This window comes from Ruegeria sp. AN11, assembly GCF_056536005.1.
Window position 1 is genome coordinate 570,130 of record NZ_JBQFJD010000001.1, and the last position, 23,302, is coordinate 593,431.

19 protein-coding genes and 1 pseudogene are annotated in these 23,302 nt (G+C 52.2%); 4 read left to right on the forward strand and 16 right to left on the reverse strand.

The genetic code is table 11. The features are described from left to right. The first annotated feature begins 40 nt into the window (after positions 1-40). Complete coding sequence (locus tag ACR3EQ_RS02820) at positions 41-565, forward strand: hypothetical protein (protein ID WP_170616399.1); 525 nt, start codon at positions 41-43, stop codon at positions 563-565. Between the two features lie 266 nt (positions 566-831). Then, positions 832-1,824: a hypothetical protein gene (locus ACR3EQ_RS02825; RefSeq protein WP_480489681.1), complete on the forward strand. Its 993-nt coding sequence runs from the start codon at positions 832-834 to the stop codon at positions 1,822-1,824. Between the two features lie 151 nt (positions 1,825-1,975). Here the strand turns inward: ACR3EQ_RS02825 and ACR3EQ_RS02830 are convergent, their stop codons facing one another. Continuing rightward, the gene (locus ACR3EQ_RS02830; protein WP_170616395.1) at positions 1,976-3,409 is read right to left on the reverse strand and encodes a sensor histidine kinase; all 1,434 of its coding nucleotides are present in this window, start codon (positions 3,407-3,409) and stop codon (positions 1,976-1,978) included. 271 nt (positions 3,410-3,680) lie between these two features. Here ACR3EQ_RS02830 and ACR3EQ_RS02835 point away from each other — a divergent pair, with 271 nt between their 5' ends. Then, a complete protein-coding gene (locus tag ACR3EQ_RS02835; RefSeq protein WP_170616393.1) occupies positions 3,681-5,045 on the forward strand; it encodes a cytochrome P450 in 1,365 nt (454 codons plus the stop codon). A 63-nt stretch (positions 5,046-5,108) separates the two neighbouring features. On the opposite strand, the gene ACR3EQ_RS02840 is transcribed toward ACR3EQ_RS02835, so the two are convergent. Both ACR3EQ_RS02840 and ACR3EQ_RS02845 read right to left on the reverse strand, forming a co-directional pair. After that, positions 5,109-6,245 (reverse strand): response regulator, encoded by a 1,137-nt coding sequence (locus ACR3EQ_RS02840; RefSeq protein ID WP_480489682.1) that lies wholly within the window; start codon positions 6,243-6,245, stop codon positions 5,109-5,111. 403 nt (positions 6,246-6,648) lie between these two features. Continuing rightward, a complete protein-coding gene (locus ACR3EQ_RS02845) occupies positions 6,649-7,389 on the reverse strand; it encodes an acyl-homoserine-lactone synthase (protein WP_170616389.1) in 741 nt (246 codons plus the stop codon). 556 nt (positions 7,390-7,945) lie between these two features. Here ACR3EQ_RS02845 and ACR3EQ_RS02850 point away from each other — a divergent pair. Then, positions 7,946-8,887, forward strand: a complete 942-nt coding sequence (locus ACR3EQ_RS02850; protein ID WP_170616387.1) for a response regulator — start codon at positions 7,946-7,948, stop codon at positions 8,885-8,887. Positions 8,888-9,239: 352 nt separating this feature from the next. Here ACR3EQ_RS02850 and ACR3EQ_RS02855 read toward each other — a convergent pair whose 3' ends face one another. The 13 genes and pseudogenes from ACR3EQ_RS02855 to ACR3EQ_RS02915 all read right to left on the reverse strand — a co-directional run bounded on the left by ACR3EQ_RS02855 (position 9,240) and on the right by ACR3EQ_RS02915 (position 22,842). Further along, positions 9,240-10,268, reverse strand: a complete 1,029-nt coding sequence (locus ACR3EQ_RS02855; protein WP_480489683.1) for an IS110 family RNA-guided transposase — start codon at positions 10,266-10,268, stop codon at positions 9,240-9,242. 102 nt (positions 10,269-10,370) lie between these two features. Next, positions 10,371-11,128: pseudogene (locus tag ACR3EQ_RS02860) on the reverse strand (IS5 family transposase). 247 nt (positions 11,129-11,375) lie between these two features. Next, a complete protein-coding gene (locus ACR3EQ_RS02865; protein ID WP_480491735.1) occupies positions 11,376-12,341 on the reverse strand; it encodes a M15 family metallopeptidase in 966 nt (321 codons plus the stop codon). Between the two features lie 37 nt (positions 12,342-12,378). Beyond that, the gene (locus ACR3EQ_RS02870) at positions 12,379-13,311 is read right to left on the reverse strand and encodes an IS5 family transposase (RefSeq protein WP_480491737.1); all 933 of its coding nucleotides are present in this window, start codon (positions 13,309-13,311) and stop codon (positions 12,379-12,381) included. A 961-nt stretch (positions 13,312-14,272) separates the two neighbouring features. Next, positions 14,273-15,259: a type II secretion system F family protein gene (locus ACR3EQ_RS02875; RefSeq protein WP_170616074.1), complete on the reverse strand. Its 987-nt coding sequence runs from the start codon at positions 15,257-15,259 to the stop codon at positions 14,273-14,275. A gap of 16 nt (positions 15,260-15,275) precedes the next feature. After that, positions 15,276-16,244, reverse strand: coding sequence for a type II secretion system F family protein (locus ACR3EQ_RS02880; RefSeq protein WP_170616076.1), 969 nt, complete (start codon positions 16,242-16,244; stop codon positions 15,276-15,278). Continuing rightward, the gene (locus ACR3EQ_RS02885) at positions 16,241-17,629 is read right to left on the reverse strand and encodes a TadA family conjugal transfer-associated ATPase (RefSeq protein ID WP_480440180.1); all 1,389 of its coding nucleotides are present in this window, start codon (positions 17,627-17,629) and stop codon (positions 16,241-16,243) included. Before ACR3EQ_RS02885 ends, ACR3EQ_RS02880 begins: the two co-directional genes overlap by 4 nt. A gap of 14 nt (positions 17,630-17,643) precedes the next feature. Beyond that, a complete protein-coding gene (locus tag ACR3EQ_RS02890; protein WP_170616078.1) occupies positions 17,644-18,870 on the reverse strand; it encodes an AAA family ATPase in 1,227 nt (408 codons plus the stop codon). Continuing rightward, on the reverse strand, positions 18,870-19,517 hold the full coding sequence (locus ACR3EQ_RS02895) for a TadE/TadG family type IV pilus assembly protein (protein ID WP_480489684.1): 648 nt from the start codon (positions 19,515-19,517) through the stop codon (positions 18,870-18,872). The genes ACR3EQ_RS02890 and ACR3EQ_RS02895 overlap by 1 nt, the downstream gene beginning before the upstream one ends. Beyond that, the gene (locus ACR3EQ_RS02900; protein ID WP_480489685.1) at positions 19,514-20,011 is read right to left on the reverse strand and encodes a TadE/TadG family type IV pilus assembly protein; all 498 of its coding nucleotides are present in this window, start codon (positions 20,009-20,011) and stop codon (positions 19,514-19,516) included. The genes ACR3EQ_RS02895 and ACR3EQ_RS02900 overlap by 4 nt, the downstream gene beginning before the upstream one ends. Before the next feature lie 12 nt (positions 20,012-20,023). Further along, positions 20,024-21,562 (reverse strand): TadE/TadG family type IV pilus assembly protein, encoded by a 1,539-nt coding sequence (locus tag ACR3EQ_RS02905; protein ID WP_480489686.1) that lies wholly within the window; start codon positions 21,560-21,562, stop codon positions 20,024-20,026. 8 nt (positions 21,563-21,570) lie between these two features. Further along, a complete protein-coding gene (gene cpaB, locus ACR3EQ_RS02910) occupies positions 21,571-22,530 on the reverse strand; it encodes a Flp pilus assembly protein CpaB (RefSeq protein ID WP_170616087.1) in 960 nt (319 codons plus the stop codon). 135 nt (positions 22,531-22,665) lie between these two features. Next, complete coding sequence (locus tag ACR3EQ_RS02915; protein ID WP_170616089.1) at positions 22,666-22,842, reverse strand: Flp family type IVb pilin; 177 nt, start codon at positions 22,840-22,842, stop codon at positions 22,666-22,668. Between the last annotated feature and the right edge of the window lie 460 nt (positions 22,843-23,302).

The window sequence follows — 23,302 nt, forward strand, 5'->3', positions numbered from 1 at the left end:
TGCGTCGTTGAAGGTACAAGAGTCCTTCTGAAAGACGGGCATGAAAAGCCAATTGAAGATATTCAGCCATTTACTGCGGACAAGGCTGGAGACGAACTTATGTATCGAAGGTTCGACGGTATATCCGGTTGCTTTGATAGCAGGCCCAGAAAAAGAATTCCCCGTCGTCGTGGTGGAAGTCGAAACTGATAGAGCGAAGTACAAAGTAAAGGTTTCTAAATGGCACTCGTTAATGAGAAACTACTACTCATTGGTACAAGCTTACGTTTTAAAGCCGGGAGACAAGCTTCTAACATCAACGGGCACGGGTACAGTCAAGTCCGTTGGCTTTGAGCCTTATGATGGCGACGTGTGGAATGTTTTCTTAGCGAACAAGGCGTTCATCGATAACCTTGGTGATATGACGATGGAGATGATTTACGCCTTCCGTAGGAACTCGTTGCTTGGATTGAAACCCAAAGAGCACATCATACTAACTGATGGGTTGGCTTCAGGTTCGTTTGTTATGCAAATGCAACAGATCGACTTTGTCAGAGACGGAATGAACATAAACGAGTTCGCATAGCACTTCACTAAAGTAAGCCTGCGTAAGCAGGCTTTCCATTTAACGCGTTGCATCTTTTAGGTCAGCATTGCTGACCTTGAGCCGTTTTTGCGGTTTTCTTGCTTTGTTCCCAGCTCAGGTGCATAATCCGCACAGAACGGGATGAATGATCCAAGGAAAACTTTCTTTATTTGTGAGTAGGTTAACAAGTGTTGACTGTAAGTCAAAGCGATCTGGCCCACGCGGTCGGGCTAACGCGGAATACTGTGACGGCCCGTGCGCGTGGGTTGGATTATACCACAGGTGCAATGGGTGCGCGGCTCTATCGGCTGGCGGATGTTTTGCCGTCGATCAAACCGAGAGAAAGAGGCGCTGTTCCCGAACTTTTCAAAGCTGCTCGAAGTGACGGTGAAGAGCTTTGGGTGGGTGATAACGCTGTTACCCGAGCCCGCCGCTTGGAAAGATGGTTACGGGGTGAACAGGTCGAACGCCTGTTGCCTCTCGCATTCATCTCGAAGCCAAAGGTTGCCACCGGCGCGTCTCTGCTTGCCGCATCTTCATACATCATTGCTGCCGGTGTATCGGAACCATCGGCTGCACTTCCTTCGTCTGAAGAAGAACGCCGTAAGACGATCTTTGCCAGCCTGCGGAAGCAGAAGCCTTACGGCCTTTTTGACAATGTGTCCGGTGAAATCACGTCTGATGCATTGGCCTCAGTACTGACGGCGACGACTTTTGAGGGGCGAGTTCTCGGGAAGTCTGAGATGGCAACCGTATCGGCAAACGCAATGTTCGTGATGACGTCGAACAATGCTCGCCTGAACGAAGACCTAAAGCGACGTGCATTCCTGATCCGCCTAGATGCCAGGATGGAAAACCCAAAGGACCGGAAGGAATTTAAGTTTGATCTTGAAGGCACTTACGTTTCGGACCATCGCGGAGAACTACTGTGGGCCGCGCTGACGCTCATTAAGGCGTGGGTAGTGAACGGCGTGCCCCGACCGGAGAAAGTCCCGCAAATGGCCTCCTATGGCGAATGGGTTAGGGTACTTGGCGGGGTTCTCGAAAACGCGGGCGTCAGTACGTTCCTTGGAAACGAAGACCAGAAGGATGCTGTTGCGGCTATCAATGAAGCTGAGGGCATCAATAACTTGATCGCGGTCTGGTGGGAAAAGGCAAATGATCCTCAGCAGCAGTTTGTCACAACAGAGATGGTTGCTGGCACGGATGAAGGTTTGGTGGCCTTGTGTTTCGCTGAAGATATTGAACTTGAGGGGTAAAGAGAACCCGAAAAGACGCAGACCTTATCTATGATGCTACGGCATTGGGCAAATTCCTCGGCGATCACGCTGACGCGTACTTCAATATTGAGGGTGTGGAAAAGGGGAACCTCGGCGTTCAGCCGATTTGTGCAACAGAGCTGGGATTCGGCTAAAGTTGCTTGGTTTGCACGGCGCAGGTTAGTGAGGTGTGCTCGGCTCCGGCGGAACCTACCTCGTGCCCGCTTATCGCGGGAAACATAACAAAGAACTCTGTGCCTTCACCAAGTTTGCTTCTGTAGTCTATTGTTCCGCCAAAATGCTCAACAATTTCCTTTGAAATGTGCATCCCGAGTCCGGTACCGCCTGCGTGACGTTCATCGGAGGAGTCTATCTGGGAAAAGCGATCGAAAACTTTGTCATGGAACCCCTCAGGTATCCCGATGCCATGGTCTTTGACGAAGAGGCGAATATTCCCGCCGACCTTCTCGCATCCGACGGTTATCTCGCCTCCATCAAGGGAGAATTTAGCTGCGTTGGAGATAATGTTGGCCAACACCTGAAGAAGGCGGGAAGCATCACCTTTAACGTACAGATCATTGTTTCCTCTTAAGTCTTCTACAATTTCTACGTTGTGAGCACTGGTGTATCCCATGTTACAGGCAATCGCTTCCTGAATTAGCGCATGTACATCAACAGTTCCTTCACGGTAGTTCATCTCGCCCGCTTCCATTTTTTGAATGTCCAGCACATCATTGATTAGGGATGCGAGCCGTTCGCAGTTTTTACCTGCTAAATGAATGAGGCTTTGCATTGAATCTGGAGCTTCACCCAATGCGCCTGTGTTGATTAGGTCAAGTGATCCCTTGATCGAAGTGAGAGGCGTGCGCAGTTCATGGCTAACTGTCGATATGAACTGAGTTTTCGCAATGTAGGCCGCTTTTGTTCTTTCGTGCTCTGCTTTGAGCTTTTCGAGTTGTTCCAAATTCCTGCGGTAGAGCTTCAGGAACACCATCGAACAGTCAATCAGAAAGTACATTACAAAGATAACGGTGAAGAAGTGCAGCCAGAGTTCAGATGAAAGCTCGGGGCGTTCGGTCCAGATATCCTTGACGACAATCAACATGAACGATACGCCGTACATGGTCAGACGGACAATCATTGCCCACAGAAACTGATGGTTGTTCATTGCTGCAAACAACGCCGCAGCGAACAAGAAGAACATTGGAGTAAAGTGACCACCGGCGGGCTGTGCGAATGCAACTGAAACAGCATACAGGCAGATTGCAGATGAACTGAGGATCGTGTTCAACAGAATCCAAACAACCATCATACCAATTGCTTTGTGCTGATCTGGCTTTAAGCGCGGTACGCGTTTGGCCAGCAATAAATCTTGCGCTTCGCAAATGAGAATTGTCCCATAGAACAGCATGGCGTTAACGGGATCGAAGAAGAACGCAGTCAAAATGGTCGTGGCCAGATAAATAGCCTGCCGCTGCCACAGAAGCGCAAAGCTCATGGCAGTATAATCTATGATGTTTTGCAGAAGCCGGTTTTCCGTTTCACCGGAGTCCCGGTCCGGTAGATTGGCGTCGATGGCTGTCATCTAAATGTCTTCGTTTTTTGCGCTTGGACAGTACCATTAGCGGCACAATGAGGACTTAGTTGGTCTGAATTGGGTTCACAGTTTGGCGCTAATCCTTTGAAGGCCACCGTGATTGTTGGCGTTTCACGCAAGATTCTGGTGTGAGAGGTTGAAAAACTTTTGTTGCGCAAATGCAGTGTGGGGCGCCCAAAATTGACGATCTCGTTGCTAAGTGCGTTTTTTTTTATCTTAATGTGCCAGAAAGAAGGAGAAAATCTTAAAGGGTTGGGGTTTGACTGCTGTTGAATTTACGAAGTTGGGGCAGGGCGCTGCCGCTCCTGTTTCGGCTAGGCTTGCAAAAAAGCCGGTGACACTGCTTCAGTTTGCAAGGTCCGCTGGTCGAAACATGTTTGAAGTCATCCCGGCCGAAACTCTACGTGAAACTTATGTTCGTGGGCCTTTGAACATACACTATATCTGTGATCCTGAAATAATAACCGAGTTACTTGTCGGGCAGGGCCGTTCTTTTCCCAAAGCCAAGTTCACTAAAGACATTATTGGATCGGCTGTAGGCAACGGGTTGATACTCTCTGAAGGGGAAAAATGGCGTCAGCAGCGGCGTAGGTATTCTCCACTATTCGCCGCCAGGAACCTCCCGGTTTTGGCCCGGCATTTTGCAGAGACTGGTGTCGAGATTGCGGATTCATTGGCGGAACACGAAGGCCCTGTAGATATTGCACAAATTGCGCCTGCATCAACGTTGACGAATATTTCTAGGGTAATTTTTTCGGGTAACAAGAAAGTCAGTTCAGAGCAGATACGCATGGGGCTGATCAAGTATTTTGAGTACATTTCTGATTTGTCTCTTTTCGATTTAATGGGTTTGCCAAAGTGGGTGCCGCGCAAGAATTGGCTACGCAGCCTGGCCCCGGTCACCAATATGCGGAACCTCGCCGGACAGGTCATTGATCAGCGTCGCGCCGAAAGCCGCAGCGAGCCACAGGACTTCCTTGATTTTATGATTGAGGCGTTGAAAACAGATTTCGAGGATGAAGCGACAACCGTTGACAACCTTTTAACCTTTGTCGTCGCTGGCCATGAAACTTCCGCCAACGCTCTGGCCTGGGGGTATTATCTGCTGGCGTTGCACCAAGATATGCAAGCTAAGGTTAGACAAGAAATTCGGTCGGTTCGCCCAAAAGGTCCAATGGAGTTTTCTGACCTGGAAGCAATGCCACTCCTGCGCGCCCATGTAAAAGAGACGCTGCGGCTTTACCCTTCAGCCGCGTTCTTTGCTAGAGACGCATCTGCCGACCTTGAAATCAAAGGGGTAAAGATTGCAAATGGTGACGCGCTGTTCTTCCCAGTTTACTCTTTGCACAGAAACGAAAAACTATGGGATGCTCCTGACCACTATCGACCCGAACGGTTCTTGGGATCTACACTACCTCGAGGTCAGTACATTCCATTTGGAGATGGTCCCAGAATCTGCATTGGTGCTCAGTACGCTGAAACTGAAATCATGGTACTTATGGCTTCGGTGCTCCGTCGAATAAATTTTTCGATTACAGAGTCTGAATTGCCGGAACCAGTTTTGACATTCACCATGCGTACCAGTGGCCCACTCATCCTCAACGCCGAACGGGTTCGCGAATAAAGTTGATATCTAAACTCCAGTGCCTGACCTTTGATCGACGTCAGGCCTGGCGATAGAATTCGCTTACTGCCGGCGAGTGAGGTAAGTGTTATCGCCGTACAGCTCACGCAAGACTACATCAAACAGTCTATCGTTGACCATTTCTTTGCGATGCGGTGTGGGCTCAGAAAATGTGGAAGAGGTTGTAACCAGGCCCTTTCTGAGATTGGCCTCACGATGATTTACGTTTTTGATAGCCATGTCCAAAGAGGCGAATGCTCCAACCTTCGTAAAAGAACGAAGCGATACCGGTGTACCTTTCACCACTTTAAGATGGACAGATGCGCAGCGGTTGCTGAGAACAGTCCCTAGTTCTTGGTTTAGGAAAGCTTCGGTCGGAATATTCTGGGTGCATTCCCGCCCATGTGTAACAATGAGAAATGCGCCACTCCCGCGATAGGAATAGATTCCTCCAGCAGCCTGTGTTGTTCTTTCAATGCAGAATCCAATGTCGGAAACAGATCGCCGAAAATCACCAAAATTCTTCAGATCAAAGTGATACTCGGCGTCACGAAATTTGATTGCGGTGACCCAGGTGTCAAATCGACGCCTCCGTGAAAGCTGCTCGACATAGTTGTCGAATTCGACATACCCCAAGCAGTGTTCTTGCTCGTCGATAGACAAAGGATCCTTGAAATTGAATTTCTGGTTGAAATCCAATTCACTGCGAAGATTTTCTATCGACGCCGATGAGGATTGGGTTTTCTTTCTCTCCATCATCAGAAGGTGAGCGGCGTTCATACGGCTGCGCAATTCAAAGAAGTCGAAGGGTTTAGTTACATAATCAAACGCGCCTTCTAAAAATGCCTTCTCGATGTTCTGCCTGTCATCCAGTGCAGTCAGCATTATGACAGGTGTTTCCAGATTTTCCGGCAGGTTTCGGATTTGTGAAAGCAACTCTATCCCCGAGGTTCCAGGCATCTGAATGTCAACAAGCAGACAGTCGAACGGGGATTCTGCTGCTTCTATCATCCCAAGCGCTTCATCAGCTGAACTGGCAGCAGCCACATTGCAGTTTTCGAGTTCAGGAAGTGCTGACTGGAGCAATTTCAAGATGTCAGGATCATCATCAACCGCCAGTACAGTAAGTGCGGTCTTTCTTTGTGCTCGATGCTCTAGATTTCTTTGGAACCGATCACTGCCAAATGTGGAATGTCTCATAACTGGTGAACCGTCGATATCCTCATAACGGGGTAAACTTATGAGGAGAGTGGGTCGAAACAGCGGCAAAAATGGAGAAAGTCTTCGTAGAAAGGGGCTTTTTCTTGACCTTTATTTGGCGCCAACGGCCTCAACAACGAATTGCCAGTTATTGTTGTGAACTAGCGTCGCTTTCTCGTAACGTTATTATTTCGGCAATCTGTTGGCGCCAAAGGGCAGTATACGATTGCAAAACTACGGAATTGAACAACGGTTAGAAGTCCAAGCATCGACTCTGGGAACCCCACGAAAATGCAATACAGCCGAGTTTTCCCAATAGTCTTAAAATCAACCTTAGTTGCAATGAAATATGCGTCGGGCGTCCAAGAGTAAATAAGACAATCTAGTGGGTGAGGTGTTCCATTTACTTGTGGATGTTGAATAAAACCGACTGACTGATGGTGCCATCGATGGAAAACTTTGCGCCGACAGGCGAGGCATTGATGCCCAGTCGCCGTGACCACCGTGCCCAGACTGAGGGGACGATGCCCAGGATGCTGGTTGCACCACCTTCCATCGCGACAGTAGTCATCTGGTGAAACAACTCCTGTTGAACCGGAAGCCTGCGTGACGATGCAACATCCTTTGCCACGAAGAAACGGGATGCTTCCCAAACAGAGCGCTTTACCGGGGCGTCAATAAATAGAACGTCAGATGGTATTCCTTTAAGGATACCTCTTTGCGCGTCGCGCAGCATATAACTATATATCCCGCACTCTGCAGTCGTGGGCAGAAGTCGCACACCTCCTAAGACCTCACCGAATTCATGCAACACAACCCATCGACAGGCTGGTGTGTCGTATTGGTCAAATTCCATCCCGTCAGCTTCACCAACTTGCCACTTTAACTGGTCAATGAAAATTGATTTTCTGGTTTCAAGGTATTTTGCCAGAAGGGTGCCATGCTCGTAAATATTGCGAAAATTAAGTGTAGTCGCGCGAATATGGCCAATGTTGCCACGTGGCTTTGGCGGCTTGCTATTGACAGCAAAAATTTGTAGACGCGCCAAAGTATTTGGTGCGCCTGAAGTGCCGTTAGCAGGTGTCAGTTCCGGAAGCCCCTCCGGGACCGGGTATGTCTGCTTATACCTGAGTGGTTGGTCCATATTTTACTCATATTTCCGACACACTTATGGCAAGATTCAACTCAGCAAGTCCACAACCCTATGCGGTAGTTGCCCGAATAGATGGATAGGTGTGTCTAAATCTCCTCCCTTCCTTTGGTTACCTTCGCCGCCTGACCAAAAACTTTAGAAAGTTCTTGGCTTCTATTTTTTCCCGCAGGTTCCAATTATTTCCCCATGTCTGGCAACACACTGAAAAATATAGATTCTTTTATGTATTCCTTTCAAATTTTTGATGGATCAGGCGCGGTTTCGCTATCCGATAGTATTTCGAGGCAGTCGTGACGGTTGATAGAAGCAAAGTTATAATGGCATCAATAATTGGAGGGATTTGCTTTTCAGTATGCGCTCTCGCACGGGAAGAATTGTACAAGGTAAAAATAATGCACAGACATAAGGAAGCCCACCTTATGTCACCGTTTTGCCGCCTTCGTAAGAGAGGATGAGAACACCCTGAGTGTATCATGCGCCAGCCAACCGTTGCCTGAAGTCTGCAATGCCCAACGGTTGGCGAGGCGTAAAAGGTTGGTGAAAAGTTATGCGTATACTTGCTGTAGACGACGATCCTAGCATCCTGGAGTTGCTAGATAGAGTTCTAGACGCGTTCGGTTATAAAGACGTCGTCACCGCCAGAAGTGGGCCAGAGGCCATTGAAATACTGTCACGACCTAACGAAGCGTTCGACTGCTTGTTACTGGATGTGCAGATGCCGCAAATGAACGGCATAACTCTTTGCGAAGAAGTGCGAAAATTACCAGAATACAAGTACACGCCCATTATCATGGTGACCGCCATGGTGCAAAAAGAGTACATCGACGAAGCATTCGGAGTTGGGGCAACGGACTACGTTACAAAGCCTTTTGAGTTCTCTGACCTGAAGCAGAGGTTGTCTGACGCCTATAGAATGGCAGCGGAACGAAGAGCCGCAATCGAAGTGCTGGAAGCTGAAGCGGATTTTGAGTTGTGTTTTGGCAATAGTCCGGACGTTCGCTTAATTGATCCGCAATGTTTCGGAGATTTGCCCGGTTTCATTGGGTTAGCTGAATTTGAGAACTACGTAATTCAGCTTTCAACGATGCACTCCATGGCTGCAAAGCTTGTGGCGGTGAAATGCATAGGCGCCGAACAAATCTATGAGACGAGCACGGTCAGTGAATTCCGTAGTGCCATGACTTTAGCTGGTACAGCGGTTCTGTCAGCTAGTCAGGAAGGGCGTAAAGTGGCGACCTATTGGGGAAATGGCGTGTTCTTGGTGATCTACGACAATCAAATTAATTTGAGCGTGGACCAGTTAGGAGCTCCGCTTCCCGAGGCATTGAAAGAAATTTCCGGTGACACCACTTCAGGTCGGCCAATTGGCTTCCAAGTTAGCGAAGAAGTTATGCTTAAAGCCAAAACCAAGATGGAGGCGTTGTTCTTGATAGACAAGGCCGTCGAAATGGCTGAAATGTCGGAGGGTCGAGCGGCGAATATCGCTTGAAAAACTGCATATATGGATGGTGATTAGGGTCAGGACTTCGGTAACGGGGTCGTCTCAGTCAAGCGATTTACGCAGTCAATTTGATCCGCCAGGGCGGTTCGCTGGGATCGGGTTTGCTTGCCTTAGCTGTCTGGCTGTCTTCGGTTGAGGTCCTTCGGGTACATGCTTCGGTTCGTGGTCAGCGCGGCGGCTGCCAACATGATGCGGGTTCGATGTAATTCCGATGTGCCCATCTCATAGGCGTGCTTGACGAATGTCAGCTACTGTCCTGACCTCGGCATCATCGGAACCACGTCCCTGCGGGACCTCGACAGCCTGCGATCAGGCAGGCAACGGGTGACGTGGCGACCGGTCAGGCAAGGTTTGGCGCGGCATCCGCTTGGAAGGTTGTGCCATTGATCCAAATCCGATGGAGGATGACAGCGATGCGGCGTGCGAGGGCGACCATCGCGATTTTGCGACCACGCCGCTGTGCGAGCTGCGCTCCCCATGTTCTCAGCCATGTCGATCGGCCACGGTTCATCATGACAGTTGCGGCCTGACATAATGCTCGTCTTAGATTGACGTCACCAGCTTTGGTGATACCGCCTGACACGTCCCGTTCACCGGACTGGCTGCGTGAGGGTGTCAGGCCAACCCAGGGACCAACCCTCTTCGAAGACCGAAAGCGGCTCGGATCATCGACAGCTGCGCAAAAAGTCAGCGCGACGACTGCACCGACCCCTGGCATCGTCATGAGGCGGCGGCATACGGGGTCATTCCCAGCCAACTGGCGCACGCGCTTTTCAAGACCGGCCAGTTCCTGTCGCAGGGATGCTCTGGCCCGAAGCATAGGTGCTGTCGCGGTTTCCAGCATCGGATTGCCATCCGCCAATTCCCGAATGCGCGTCTCGAACCTACCGCGAGAGATCGTGCCGACCTTAAGGCCAAAGTTCCGCAGCAGTCCGCGCAACGACATTTCCAAAGCGATCATATTCTGCTGGATAGCCTTTCGAGCGCCGAGAACGGCTCGGGTTTCCTTAGCAGAGACGGATTTACAGTGGACCGGACGGAACCAGCCGAGATGAAGAAGGCGTGCAATCCCTTCTGCATCGCGTCGATCCGTCTTGATCGGCATCGCCTTCAGCGCTCCTTTCACCTGGCGCGTTTCCATGAGCACGGCATCAAGGCCAGCTTCTGTCAGCCCTCGGTGCAGCCATTGCGACAGTGGCCCGGCTTCCAAGCCAATTACCACGATGCTGCCGTCAAGTTCGTCCAACCAGCGTGCCAGAGCTTCGGGTTCACTTTCGGTCTCCGCCTCTTTGACGATCTGGCCATGCTCGCTGACCACACAAACTGCAGTCTTCGCCAACGACACATCCAATCCAATAAACAACTCCATCCCGTCGTCCTCCATGTGGGTTCAATACGGGAATGGCGACAACTCAACGCGGATCTGGCAAGTGGCAACGGCGGTGCGTGACGCAGGCCCCGTTACAGCATCTCATAGCCAATAGATAACGAGTGCTGCGAGGGCGATTGCTGACAGGAAGACCTTCGGGCACCTGTCATAGCGGGTTGCCACACGCCGTCAATCCTTCAACCTGCCGAACATGATCTCGATCCGGTTGCGCCGTCTGTAACGACGCTTGTCGTACTTAACCGGTTTCTTCCGCTGCTTCCGGCCAGGGATGCAGGCGCGTATCCCCTTGTCTTTCAACGCTTCCCGGAATCAATCGGCGTAATAGCCACGATCCCCGAGCAGCCAATCAACATCCGGCAGGCCGCTCAGCCGTGCCCGCGCACCAATTTAATCGCTGACCTGACCGGCGGTGATAAACAGGTTGAGCGGACGTCCCCGGTCGTCGCAGATGGCATGCAACTTGGTGTTCATGCCGCCCTTGGTGCGACCGATCAGGCATCCACGCCCCCTTTTTTGACGCCCAAACTGGTTGCGGTACGGTGGGCTTTCAGGTAGGTGGCATCGATCATCACGGTCTTCTCTTCACCGTGTTCGGCAGCCAGACCGGCCATCATCCGGGCGAAGATGCCTTTGTCGCTCCACCGCTTCCAACGGTTATAGAGCGTCTTGTGTGGGCCATACGCCGAAGGGGCATCGCGCCATCTCAACCCATTGCGATTAATGAAGATAATGTCGAATAACACACGTCGATCATCAACGCGTGGTTTGCCGTGGGACTTGGGGAAGAAAGGCTCAAGAAGTGCCATCTGCGCATCAGTCAGCCAGAAAAGATCAGACATGGTCACCGCCCGATTTTCGAACCGTGAACCACGCAGCCAAGCGGAAATCAATGGGTCCTGACCCTAGACCTTGCCTCCGCTTGTAAAAGTCCATGCTGTGGAAAATCAAGCAGATCAGAAACCCGTGTGTCTTGATCTAAAAGCACCCCTTTTGTGGTGACCCGCAGAAAGGGTGCTTCTGTTGTTTTTGGGTTCACAAAACTAGTGAATTGGACACGGTGCCAGCTTCTGGCAGGGCGGAAAACGCTCACTTAGCCATTTCAAAGTGCATTCCATCCTTGGTCTTGTTGTAATGTCCGCCCCAGTAGAAACCCGCATTATTCGCGATTTCGACGAGCTCGCGGACAGACCCTTTGTTCCCGCATAGCGCAGGCGTCTTCTTCCAGCGGTTCCAATGGGTGCTGATGTCGATTGCAGATCCAAAAGAATGGTTGCTCAAATTGCTAACTTTTGCACTGCTCTTTTTCCCATGACCTTTAGTGGGATGGGGAGCCTTGTCTCGTTTGTAACGAGGCACGAAGCAACCTGCGTAATTGAGAACAAGGTGAAGCAAACTCGCGTCCTCCCAATCATCAAGGAGGCTTTTGATCCTGGGAACCATAGGCTTGTGACACCTGATGTAACCTCTGTATCCCGAAGCGAACTCAAATCGGTTGTCGTAAAAGTTGACGATGAAGTCTTCTTCCCAATCTGAAGATTTTCCGTCATGCGACCCTTTTACGACGATAGCTTCCTCATCGTGCCGTGGCGGCTTGGACTTTTGAATAAAGTCAAAAGCCGTAAACTTCTTGTTTCGCCAAGCATTAGTGGGCGACTTCAGCTTAGCAGGTTTGGGTAGCCAGTCGATCCCAGACCGTTTTTTGTAGTAGTCCTTTGGCAGAATATTGTAGCCCAAAGTAGCTGCAGCTTTCAGAGTTTTTTCATCCACCCTGCCATTTGCGGTTAAGCCATTCTGCATCTGAAAAACCTTAGTACCTGTTTCAGAATTGCTCCCGAAAATAGCATCGATGATGCCCACTTGAGGGATGTTATTCTTTAACAGAAAATATTGCCATCTTTGGACTTCCGCAGGAACGTTGTTCCCACCCCGTGAGAGCTTAAATATAAAAAACCTCCATCGAAAACTATAGCTAATGGGTTGTATAATAACATAAATCCAAAATTTTCGAAGGCTTCGAGATCTTTGCGATTGCGAGGGCTCTGTTGCACAAATCGGCTGAACGCCGAGGTTCCCCTTTCCCCGAACGGACTTATCTCACAGCTCCCGTGACGGGTATGCCGAGCGCGGTGTAGCCGTTCAGGACGGCGATGCGGACCTGGAACTCGGCGACCTGTCGCTCGAAGTCCCTCGCCATGAGCCGTTGTCCCAGCAGTTTCACACAATGCATCTTGGTCTCGACGCGGCTCCGGCGGTGGTAACCGCTCCATCTTCGCCAGAGGGCGCGGCCGAGGTATTTCGATGCCCGCAGCGCCTCGTTGCGCGCTACGGCACCAGCGGTGACGGTCTTCCATGGCTTGGCGTTCTTGCCGGGCGGGATGACGGCGTGGGCGCCGCGGTCAGCGATGGCATCGTGGCAATTGCGTGTGTCGTAGGCCCCATCTGCCGTGACGATGCCGATTTCCTGGTCCGCCGGGATCTGGCCGAGCAGGTCGGGCAAAACCGGTGCTTCACCAATGTGGCTCCCGGTGATCTCAACAGCCCGGATCTCCAGCGTTTCCTCGTCAATCCCGAGGTGGACCTTGCGCCAGACGCGATGCTTCGGGCCACCATGTTTGAGGGCGTGCCATTCGCCTTCGCCCTCGACCTTGATGCCGGTGCTGTCGATCAGCAGGTGTAGCGGACCCTTGGAGCCGCAATACGGGATATTGACGGCCAACGTCTTTTGACGGCGCGACAGCGTGCTGAAGTCGGACACCGTCCAGTCGAGGCCAACCAGTCGAAGCAGACTTTCGACGAAGCCAGTTGTTTGCCGGAGCGCCATCCCGAACAGCACCTTCATCGAAAGGCACGTCTGTATAGCGGCGTCGCTGTAGATCTGCTGGCGGCCACGCCTGCCTGTCGGCGCGCCATCCCAGCTCATCTCAGGGTCGAACCAGATCGTCAGCGAACCCCGGCGCTTGAGCGCTTCGTTATAAGCTGGCCAGTTCTTGGTCCTGTAGGTTGGGGGTGTAGGTCTGCTAATGCATCCCAGCTACCACACTGGATTCACAAGATGAATCCCTCACGCGTTTTGTGCAACAGAGCCGATTGCGAGACTTCGATCAGTGAGCGCGAGACGATTATCGGCGAGTGCTTGCTGCAATCGAAGAGCTTCCTTCAACTTTCCAGAGCTGGTACGTTAGGTGATCAATTCCCGATACTAGCAAAGAAGAGATATTGGTGTTCGCGGAAGGAAAAGGAACTTCGCTCAGCCCCGGGGATTTCTTCCCAATAGCAAAGAGGCGGAGGCCGCAAAATGAGGCATGCAACCTCCGCCCAAAGGGTTTCGTCATCAAATCAACAATCAACATGCCAAGCAATTTGGGATCATGATTTGGCCATTACACGGCAAATCAAAGAAGGCGGATTGCTATGAGAATCAACCAGATCGGGCCTCTCACCTCGCCTCGCCTCGTCGACATAGAGAACTTAGCGGGAGGACACTGAAACACTTCTTGTAATACCCAGTAGTTACTTGGTTGCAGTATGTAGAGTGTTTCTAGGCCGAAATATTCTACGGGCCGATACATTTTCAACACGTGTATTGACAAAAACAGACAACACACAATACCACTCAGGACAGCATACATTTTGGGAAATATGTAGGCTGCCCTATGGGGGTTTACCTATAAACATAAGGTTTCATGGGCGCTAGTTCGATTGTTCTAGATGCTTCTCGACCGCACCAAAAATCCTTTTAAAGCAATGTAAAATTACCCTGAAAGTGAGGCGGATTTAGGCTGCCTTAGATTGCGTCCCGCGCTTGGCAAAATATGCTTGCTGGCCATGTAGCGCTTTACGTCTGTGAAATAATTGATCTGGCGGATCGTTGAGGCAGTTTTTTGCAAGCCGAAGGTCACCGGAGCATATCCGAATTCTGGATGTGGCTAAAGTCACCACGGAATGACCGCTTAGTCGAAGATCTCATTACCACCAGCTTTGCATCACCCAAACATGTTCACCCAGCGGATCAGCATTGGCGCAAGGCAAATCAACAACAAAACGGGCATCATGCACATGGCCATAACGGCGGACATTTGCACTGGAAGGCGGTTTGCCTTTTCCTGAGCACGTAGTTCGCGATCAAGCCTCATGTCAGTCGCAAACCTGCGCAACGATGCGGAAATGCTGGTGCCATACTGGTTGGATTGCAAAAACGCGTTGGCAAATGAACTCAACTCGTCGATTCCGACCCGGTCGGCCATGTCAAGAAAGGCGGCCTGTCGTTCCTTGCCCGCCTGCAATTCCAGCTGAAGAATTGAGAACTCCTGCGAAATCTCGGGCGCCGCACTTGCCATCTCATGTGACACACGGATCATCGCTGCATCAAAACCCAGACCGGCTTCAATTGCCACCTGCAGCAGATCGAGTGCGTTTGGCAGGCTGTGTTCAATTGCCTGGCGGCGTTTCTTTATGCGAAAGCGCAACCAGATTGCGGGTCCATAGAAGCCCGAGACCATCAAAACCGTTACGATCTGCAATGTGTTCATCCAAGTAACACCCTGCAATATGCCGGCGATCCCCAATTGAACCTGGGTTTCTATTGGCAGCGCCATGGCTGCGACAAACGTGGCCGGCAGGACAAATCCCAAAATTACACGGCAGGTGTAGTATGTGCGAATGGCGTGCTTTCGTTGAATGCCAGCCTGTCTTAGGAGCTTGCCAATCTTGGAACGTTCGTTCTTCGACGACGGAACGAACGCCTTGAGAAGCCCGTGCGGATCACTGTTGTCGCCTTGTATGAGGTCAAAATCCTGACCGTGCCCACTTGAAACTGACCCTCCACGCATGCGCTGCGCCGCCGTATTGTCGGCCTCGGTTAACCCGGACAGGCCCATGACAACAAAGAACACGCTAAGGGCAATTCCTACGAGCAAAAAGAACTGCGGCGAGAGGCTTTGCTCACTCAGAAACTCTTGAATAATATCCATATCATCAGCCCCTTTTTTAGAACTTGAACTTAACCAAGCGGTTCAAGATGAGCCCCTGCGCAATTGTCAGGCCTACAATCACGCAGGCGAAATAGGGAAACAGTGGGTCATTGCGAACGTCGCCGTAGAAGGTAGGCGTGGAAATTTCGATCGATAGGTAGATAATTATCGGCAAGATCGTGAGGATTAGGCTGCTCAGACGCCCTTCAGCGGAAATCGCCTTGATCTTTTTCTGCATGGTGTGCCGGTCCCTGATGGTCTGGGACAGGATGGTCAGAACCCGCGCAAGGTTGCCGCCGGTTCCATGCTGAATGCCAATACTTACGGCAAGGTACTTTGCGTCCTCGGTGCCAACGCGTTGCGCAAAGTCGTGAAAGGCAGTCGCGACATCATCGCCGTAATTGATCTGATCTTTGATGATGCCAAATTCCGTGCCGATTGGATCCGGCAAGTCCGTTGCGACGTTTCCAACCGTAACAGCAACCGGATGACCAACCTTCAATCCCCGGGCCATCAAATCCAGAGCGTCCGGCAGTTGTTTTGTCAGCTTCTTCGATCGAGCGTTCTTCATGGCGACCAGCACGATGAACGGCCCAACGAGACCGAGAACCGCGCTCAGAAGGGCTGCCAATTCCTGGACGAGAAACCGGGACGCGCCTGCGAAGGTCAACAAGGCCAAGAACACGACTGCGAGGGCAGCCCATATCGGACTGATCGTTAACCCCGCTTGAACGAGCAAACGGCGAAAACGAACTATTGGACCGGCTTTTTCTCCGGCGGCGAGCATCGCGGGATCCCGAAGGACTTGCAGTACTTGATCACTTGAGGCTCCGTCCTGAATCATCTTCATGCGCCGGTTCCTGGCTTCGCTTTGGGTTTCCCTGCGAAGCAGAAGCTGGTGCAGACCCTCGTAAACCAGCAGAATGCCCAGAAAAATCGCGATATAGATCAGAATGTTCAGTGTGTTTGGTTGCAGATCAATCATGACGTCATTGCCCCGCGAATAAACATGTCGCTATCCACATCAATGCCCGCGGCAACCAGTTGGTCGAAGCATTTTGGGCGGATGCCGGTCGGCAGGAACTCTCCCAATACATCCCCGTTTTCAGACTTTCCGCGACGTTTGAAGACAAAGATGTCCTGCATGGTGATCGTGTCGTCCTCCATGCCGGTGATTTCCGAAATGCTGACGACCCTGCGTGTGCCATCGCTGAGGCGGCTCAGTTGCAACACGATTTGGATGGCCGAAGCGATTTGAGACCGGATGGTCTTGATGGGCAATTCTGCCCCCAACATAGTCACCATCTGTTCCACCCGACTGAGCGCATCACGCGCTGAGTTTGCGTGAACGGTCGTCATCGACCCGTCATGGCCGGTGTTCATGGCCTGAAGCATGTCAAAACATTCAGCCCCACGAACTTCCCCGACAATGATGCGATCCGGCCGCATCCTGAGCGCATTGCGCACCAGATCGCGTTGAGTGATCACGCCCTGGCCCTCCGAGTTTGGGGGGCGGGTTTCCAGACGAACCACATGGCTTTGTTGCAGCTGAAGTTCGGCGGCGTCCTCGATTGTTACGATACGCTGATTGCCGTCGATAAAGGATGAAACGGCGTTCAGCATCGTTGTTTTGCCGGAACCGGTGCCACCGGAAATCAGGATGTTCAACCTTGCTTCGACCAGCGCCTCCAGAAGCTTGGCAGCTTGGCCGTTCATGCTTTCTCGCTGAACGAGCTTGTCGATCGTCAAAGGATTGCGCGAGAATTTGCGGATCGACAGCGCAGGCCCGTCCACGGAACACGGGCGAATGATTGCGTTGACACGGCTGCCGTCTTCCAGGCGCGCATCGACCCATGGCTGGGATTCATCAATGCGACGACCGACTTTGCTGACGATCTTGTCAATTATCCGAAGCAGATGGCGTTCATCGCGAAAGCGTGCCGTCGATTCTTCTAACAAACCAAAGCGTTCCACGTAGACTTGATCATATGAGTTGACCAGAATGTCGTTGACCGTCGGGTCTTCCAGAAGTGGTTCCAGCGGACCCAGCCCCATCACTTCGTGAATCAACTCGTCGACCAGTGATGTGAAAGCCTCGGACCGCAAATGAAGGTTTTCCGCCTCGATCAGGCCTGTCACCAACGATGCGATCTGACGTTTCAGCTCCGACCGCTCAACCTTGTCGATCACGGACAAGTTTAGCCGGTCAAGAAGTTCGCCGTGCAAGCGGCTTTTGAGCTCCAGATGCGCTTGCAGATCAACGTCCACGGGTTCCGGAATCACCTTGGGCCTGGGCACTTCGATTGGCTGCTCAAGGACCAAGACATTCGAATTGGATGCAGCCTTGCGTGATCTATACTCATTGAACACGGTGATCTCCTTTTTTAAGTCGTTTTTGTCGCCACGGGCCGAACGTCTTCAGACATCGCGCCAGCAAGTTTTGTCAGGGCTTTGCCAAGGTCGGATCCTGGCTTCATGTCCACGATGGGACGCCCAAGATCGACTGAGTTGCGGGCGACCTTGTGGTTCTCGGGCAGCCAGTGTTTCAGCTTGGTTTTCAGGACTTTCTCTGCCTCGCGAACGTGCCCCGGCTTGAGCAGAGTCTTAGGTTCGCGGTTCACAATAACCTCGACCGGAAGAGAGACATTGGCTTCGCGGTAGAAATCAATCAAACGTCGCGCTTGGCGCACGCATGGCACGGTTGTGTCAGTAACCAGCGCAAGCTGGGTCGCACGCTTGAAAATGGGTTCGACCCATTCGACAACGGCACAGGGCAGGTCGATGACAATATAGTCGTAACGACGTTGAAGCAGATCGAGCATACCTTCGAGAAGGTTCGTATGTATCGACTGAAGCGGAACCAAAGGGGCAGGCGCGCAAAGCACGTCGATGCCGAGTTTGTGGCTCTGAAGGATCGATGACAGGAAATGGTCATCGGGCTCATCCGAGTTTTCGATGAACTGAAGGCACCCTCCGTTGTCTTCGAGATCCAGAAACACGTTTGCGTTTCCGAATTGCAGATCGAAGTCCAAAAGTGCGACGCGTTTTTTCTCAGTCTTCCGAAACAAGGAGCCCTTGCTGCCCACCAGCGAGCACGCAAGGTTCACCGCAACAGTAGACGCGCCGATACCGCCACGGGATTTTGCAACCGGGATAACCCGACCCAGAGCAGACAGACCGTTCCTGGTCGGAAGCTGCGGAACGGTGCGCGATATGGTTCTTTCACTGACCGCAGCTTTCAATCCCTCGCCATCGATCGACAAGGGAAGCACTTCGTCGATACCAATTTTCCGCAGTTCACGGGCTTTGGTGATCGAAAGATCATTCTGCGTCAGCGCCACGAACAAGGTGTCATCATCGCGATGCGTCAGCAGTTCTTCGACGGCTTGTACCTCGCCCGAGTCATCCGGGTCGATTTCAAATATCACCACGTCATGCTTGAACGCCATTTCGCGGGCGGTTCCGTTCAGTGTTTTGAACGAGCCAGCCAATTCAGAAACCTTGTTTTCTCTGACAGCGGGAAACGCGTTTGTGACCGCCTGCGCGATTGTTTCTCCTGCTGACAGAAGCATGACCGATTGTGACTTGAGATCTGAAACGTGGTTACTCATTACCCTGACTCTCCTAATGCAAGGTCTTCAGCAGGCAGCGAGACGCTGAAATTGGAATAGCCGGCTGTCGAAGAGATTGTGCTGCTTGTCGCACCCGCGGCGTTGGCCAAAGCGGCCAGAGGCGACACGAACTGAAAATCACTCAGGTTCAGTTCAACAGTGACCATGGGTGTGTAAGGGCCGCCCAGGAAACCCAGATTGGAATTGAAATCATAGGAAAATTGCAGTGCGCTGATGGTTGTGCCCGGTGGCAGAAGCGGACCGACGCGATCCCAGATTTCCGACGCAGTGGCGTTGGTGGCGATACCCGAACACGCAGGGGTCATGGGATCGGCGCATATGCCGATTGAAGCACTGCATGAGGTGCCGAAACGGGGTTGGAGTGCAGATGTTCCTCGCGTGTGAGTTTGCGGAACGCCAGCACACGCAGGTGGACGCACCACGGCGATACGAGCGGCCAACTGCGCTGCTTTTTGTGCGTTCACTCCACTGTACGAAAGCCTGCCAAAATCCAACAGTGCAAGGAACAGGAAAGAAAACAACGACACGACCAGAGCAAATTCGACCAGAACGCCACCATGCTGCTCTTGCAGGAATGAGCGACCGCTCTGTCGCAAACGCGCGTGGATATCCAGCAGGCGTCTCATTGGCCAAAAATCCGCGATGTATCAGCGACGTCCGTGGTCACCGATGTCGCACCGCTGCCGAACAGCGTCAGCATGCCGCCCAGCGGAAACTGAATGGTGATATTGGCACTCACCTGGCCAACAGGGGCGGGGTTCATTCGATAGGTGCCGGACACGCAAGACAGGCTTGGCGTCACGGAATTGACCGTCACGCTGGACGGAAACAGGTTATTTCCGTTGATGTCCTGCTCAACAATGTTTTTCAAAGTCGTGGTCAGCCCCGCAACAGAGCCACCGGATGTGCAGATATCTGCAGGTGTAACTCGCGACAAGTAGCGGCTGGCATCGCGCACACCGGCAATAACCGACTGGTACGACCACATAAGGCGCGCCGACTCCAGAGTTACGGCCAATAGAAGCAACATGACCGGCATAACAAGGCCGAACTCGACAAGGATTGCGCCGTCGTCGTTCCTGGCGAAACGTTTTAAAGGAAATCTGTGCCTCATACTCATGAACGTGCGCCTTTAACGATACAACTGTACGACGTCGCGGAAGATGCCACCGAAGCCATTACCGCCGCTCCCAACACCGGTGACATCCGGGAAGCCGACGACCTCGCCGTGAATGTCAAAACTGGGTGGCGAGCTGCCATCATCGCCCACCGGTTCCGTCAGGAAGACGGCAACGAATTTTGTTACGGGAACCCCGGTCGTCGAACCGGAAACAGGGTTTTGTGCGCAATCAACGCCGGCCGCTGTTACAACGCGCCGCGCCGGGTCATTCGACATTTGGCTTGAACACATTGGGCGGCCGGTTTCGGCAAGCGAAGGATCAAGGATGGCGTTTGCGTTTGGTGCTGCGTAAGGGTTTGTATTCCCGTAGGCAATTTCCCGAAGATACATCCCGTATCGCGTGCCCGCGAATACTGAATTCGACCCTGACAACGGGGGCAGGTGAGTGTCACTGCCAACACCGTCTGCCAGCCCATCGGCCAGATCGTGGTTCTGGTTCAGGTAGCCGGCCCGATCCCAGGTGCCATCGCCGAAACGGTTGTTTCCGCCGCAGGTACCCGCCGCCATGCACAGGTCGCGACCAAGGCCGGTTGTGTCGGGTGTCGGTTGTTCGTTGCCTTGAATGCAAGCGCCGCCACCGTTCTTTTCAATGCCCTTGATCACGTTCGGCGCCGGTGCGAAATCTATGTTGTTTTTCTCGCCATTGAGAACAGAGCGGTAGATGTCAAAACGCACGTTGAATGCCGCGTTTGTGATGCCGACTTTCTGCCCTGGTTCCGTGTCCAGCCCGTTGGTGAGAATGCACTGGGTGATCTGGTTTTGCGCCGCGATGAGGCACGCCAGTTTGTTACCTCCTTCGTCTGCACACACACCCGAGGTGTCCTGGAAGTTTGCCAGATCGATGAAGCCAAAATTACCGGGCCCCCAGGCAGTACTGTTGCCGCCACTGCGAAGCAGGATTTGATCGCCGACTGTCAGAGTGGACTCCCAATTCGGCGGAAGGCAGAACATGAGAGGTGAAATATCGCACGCGGCTTTCGAGTATCCGGCCACCGCTTCGGCCGAAACGCTGGCCGCCGAGAAACCGCTCCCTCCAAGCATTTTGTCCAGTGCGGAAGCAAGGCTCATGCTCAGCGATTTCGGTGTTAAGACGACGTGCGCGAACTTTGCTTGACGCGGGTCTGTCGTGAGGTCCGCGCCGAGCGGCGTAAGATCTGAAGCAGGAAGCGCGGAGTGAAACGAGAGGGTATAGTCAGATGAACCTGAAAGCGCGGCGCTGCCATTCGCAAATGTCTGACTGTCACTAATCAGATTTGCCGCCGCATTTGTGGCCCGCGAAATCGCATTTGGTTGTCCGTCCAGCTCAGCGGCCGCGGCCAGGGCCACATTGTCCGCAAACGACTGAAGCTCGGCATGGGTAGAGTTCAACCGGCCAACATCCAGAGTGATCGCAAAGAAGCCGAGGAAAGCGACCAAGGCGGTACCCCACAGGATTGCTACCGTACCACGGTCATCCTTGATGAAATCGGATATGAAAGCAGCTACTCGCATGGCAGGGCTTACTGGCTGGGTGCCTGGCTGATTTTTATCGTTCGAGCGCGAGGTTTGACCTGCGGCGTCGCGACCGCCGGTGCAAGCTGAGCATCCTTCTGGGGGGGCGTTTCCAGTTCGGTGACAGGCTCGGCGTCTGTTCTCTCTTCCGCTTCGTTGAGCTGCCTTTGGATGGTTACAACCTCGGTCTCGGTTCCCCGACGTACCGTTACAGTTGGTTGAGCTTCGACTTTCTCCACCGGGCCTTCTTCCTGCAGAAGATCGCGCAGGCGAACCATTTCCATGGGTTCATCTTCAACATTATCCAGTGTTCTGAGCGTCAGACTCAGTGTTCCGGCCTTTTGAGCCAGCGCCAGACGTTGTCCCTGCTGTGGAGTGACCTCAACGGTTATCGTCCGGGCGATCTCAGGTTGATCGCTGAGTTCCTCTGACTGCTGATCCACGCCAATCACGCGGATGTTCTGCAAGATGGTCACCGCGCGAAGTTCCTGCTTCGCACCTTGTGTCAGGACGATGTCTACATGATCGCCCGGCGTGACAAATCCGCCAACCGCAGTCACGGCATCGACCTCGATCGCCATGGCGCGGGTGTTTTCTCCAAGTTTCTGAACCAGCGTGACTTTTTCACCAAAGTTCGAAACCTTTGAAAGAAGCATCACTTCGCCGGGGTAGAACCGCCCTTTGGCGCGGCGCAATTGGCGGCGGTTGTCGGGAACAAGAACGTCGATTTCCGTGAAAACTCCGGCCGGAAGTGCTTCGCGCGGCCAGGGGTGGATCGTAACGTTGTGAGCTTCGATCGTTTGGCCAAATGCGATCTCCGATCTGGCCACATAAATTTCGACCAAATCTGCATCAGGCGATACGCTTGCTGTGTTGGCCTTGAACTGAATATGGTCTTTCGCCAGGTAAACGGAACCGGAAGCTATCGCAATTCCAAACAGCGTAGAAATGATTGGTCTGATACGCATATCTCTCTCCAAAAGTCTCGCACTCAAATACGGAACTTCGGTTTTCCTGTTTTTGCGAAATTCCTGGCGGTAAATTCTGCGCCGCCAAACTTGAGTGAGGGCGCAGAATTTTTTGATGTTCTGACCTGGTTTCGGTCAGCAGGTTGCACTGCCCAAAGCAGCACAGGCACCAGTCACGTTTGTATTGGTGGTAGTGCCCAGATACGAAAATGCACCGACTGCAATCGAGGCGACCACCAAAAGGGCCAGTCCGTACTCAACAATTGCCGCACCGCTTTCGTTCTTGGCAAACTTCTTCACGAATTTGATCATTATTTCCCCCAAAAGGTTAAGTTAGTTTCAACGCTCCACATTAATGCAGCGCAAGCCAGGCAAAAAATGCTTTAGCTTGGAATCAGAATAGGGGCGTGGGAAACAGCATCCTTCCCTCAAAGGTAAAAATATTACACGCAAAGGATGTAAGTTGTATGTTGCTATCACTTAAAGGATTAAAAGAATTAACCCAGCATTAACAGGGTGTTAAAGCGCGAAAGAATCATCTCGGCTGTCAACAATGGCTCGGCCAAAGCTTCAATTGTAATCAATTTGATAGCCAGTTTTGGGGTGTGGAAATTTTTCTCTGGAGGGAGCTTGGTAGTTGAGAATATGCAGATATTTGAAAAAAATTGATAAATATGAATGAGTTATAGCAATCTGCTTGTGGCCCGTTTGAACGCGGATGTGCGCCCTGCGCGGTGAAATCGGTTGCTCATGGATTACGTGTAGAACAAAT

What these genes read in the sequence shown, in the direction of transcription:
- ACR3EQ_RS02845 (WP_170616389.1), bottom strand. Translation starts at nt 7,389, where the DNA reads ATGGACCAACCACTCAGGTATAAGCAGACATACCCGGTCCCGGAGGGG.
- ACR3EQ_RS02915 (WP_170616089.1), bottom strand. Translation starts at nt 22,842, where the DNA reads ATGATCAAATTCGTGAAGAAGTTTGCCAAGAACGAAAGCGGTGCGGCA.
- ACR3EQ_RS02820 (WP_170616399.1), top strand. Translation starts at nt 41, where the DNA reads ATGAAAAGCCAATTGAAGATATTCAGCCATTTACTGCGGACAAGGCTG.
- ACR3EQ_RS02840 (WP_480489682.1), bottom strand. Translation starts at nt 6,245, where the DNA reads ATGAGACATTCCACATTTGGCAGTGATCGGTTCCAAAGAAATCTAGAG.
- ACR3EQ_RS02900 (WP_480489685.1), bottom strand. Translation starts at nt 20,011, where the DNA reads ATGAGTATGAGGCACAGATTTCCTTTAAAACGTTTCGCCAGGAACGAC.
- ACR3EQ_RS02880 (WP_170616076.1), bottom strand. Translation starts at nt 16,244, where the DNA reads ATGATTGATCTGCAACCAAACACACTGAACATTCTGATCTATATCGCG.
- ACR3EQ_RS02855 (WP_480489683.1), bottom strand. Translation starts at nt 10,268, where the DNA reads ATGGAGTTGTTTATTGGATTGGATGTGTCGTTGGCGAAGACTGCAGTT.
- cpaB (WP_170616087.1), bottom strand. Translation starts at nt 22,530, where the DNA reads ATGCGTATCAGACCAATCATTTCTACGCTGTTTGGAATTGCGATAGCT.
- ACR3EQ_RS02905 (WP_480489686.1), bottom strand. Translation starts at nt 21,562, where the DNA reads ATGCGAGTAGCTGCTTTCATATCCGATTTCATCAAGGATGACCGTGGT.
- ACR3EQ_RS02875 (WP_170616074.1), bottom strand. Translation starts at nt 15,259, where the DNA reads ATGGATATTATTCAAGAGTTTCTGAGTGAGCAAAGCCTCTCGCCGCAG.
- ACR3EQ_RS02850 (WP_170616387.1), top strand. Translation starts at nt 7,946, where the DNA reads ATGCGTATACTTGCTGTAGACGACGATCCTAGCATCCTGGAGTTGCTA.
- ACR3EQ_RS02830 (WP_170616395.1), bottom strand. Translation starts at nt 3,409, where the DNA reads ATGACAGCCATCGACGCCAATCTACCGGACCGGGACTCCGGTGAAACG.
- ACR3EQ_RS02895 (WP_480489684.1), bottom strand. Translation starts at nt 19,517, where the DNA reads ATGAGACGCCTGCTGGATATCCACGCGCGTTTGCGACAGAGCGGTCGC.
- ACR3EQ_RS02890 (WP_170616078.1), bottom strand. Translation starts at nt 18,870, where the DNA reads ATGAGTAACCACGTTTCAGATCTCAAGTCACAATCGGTCATGCTTCTG.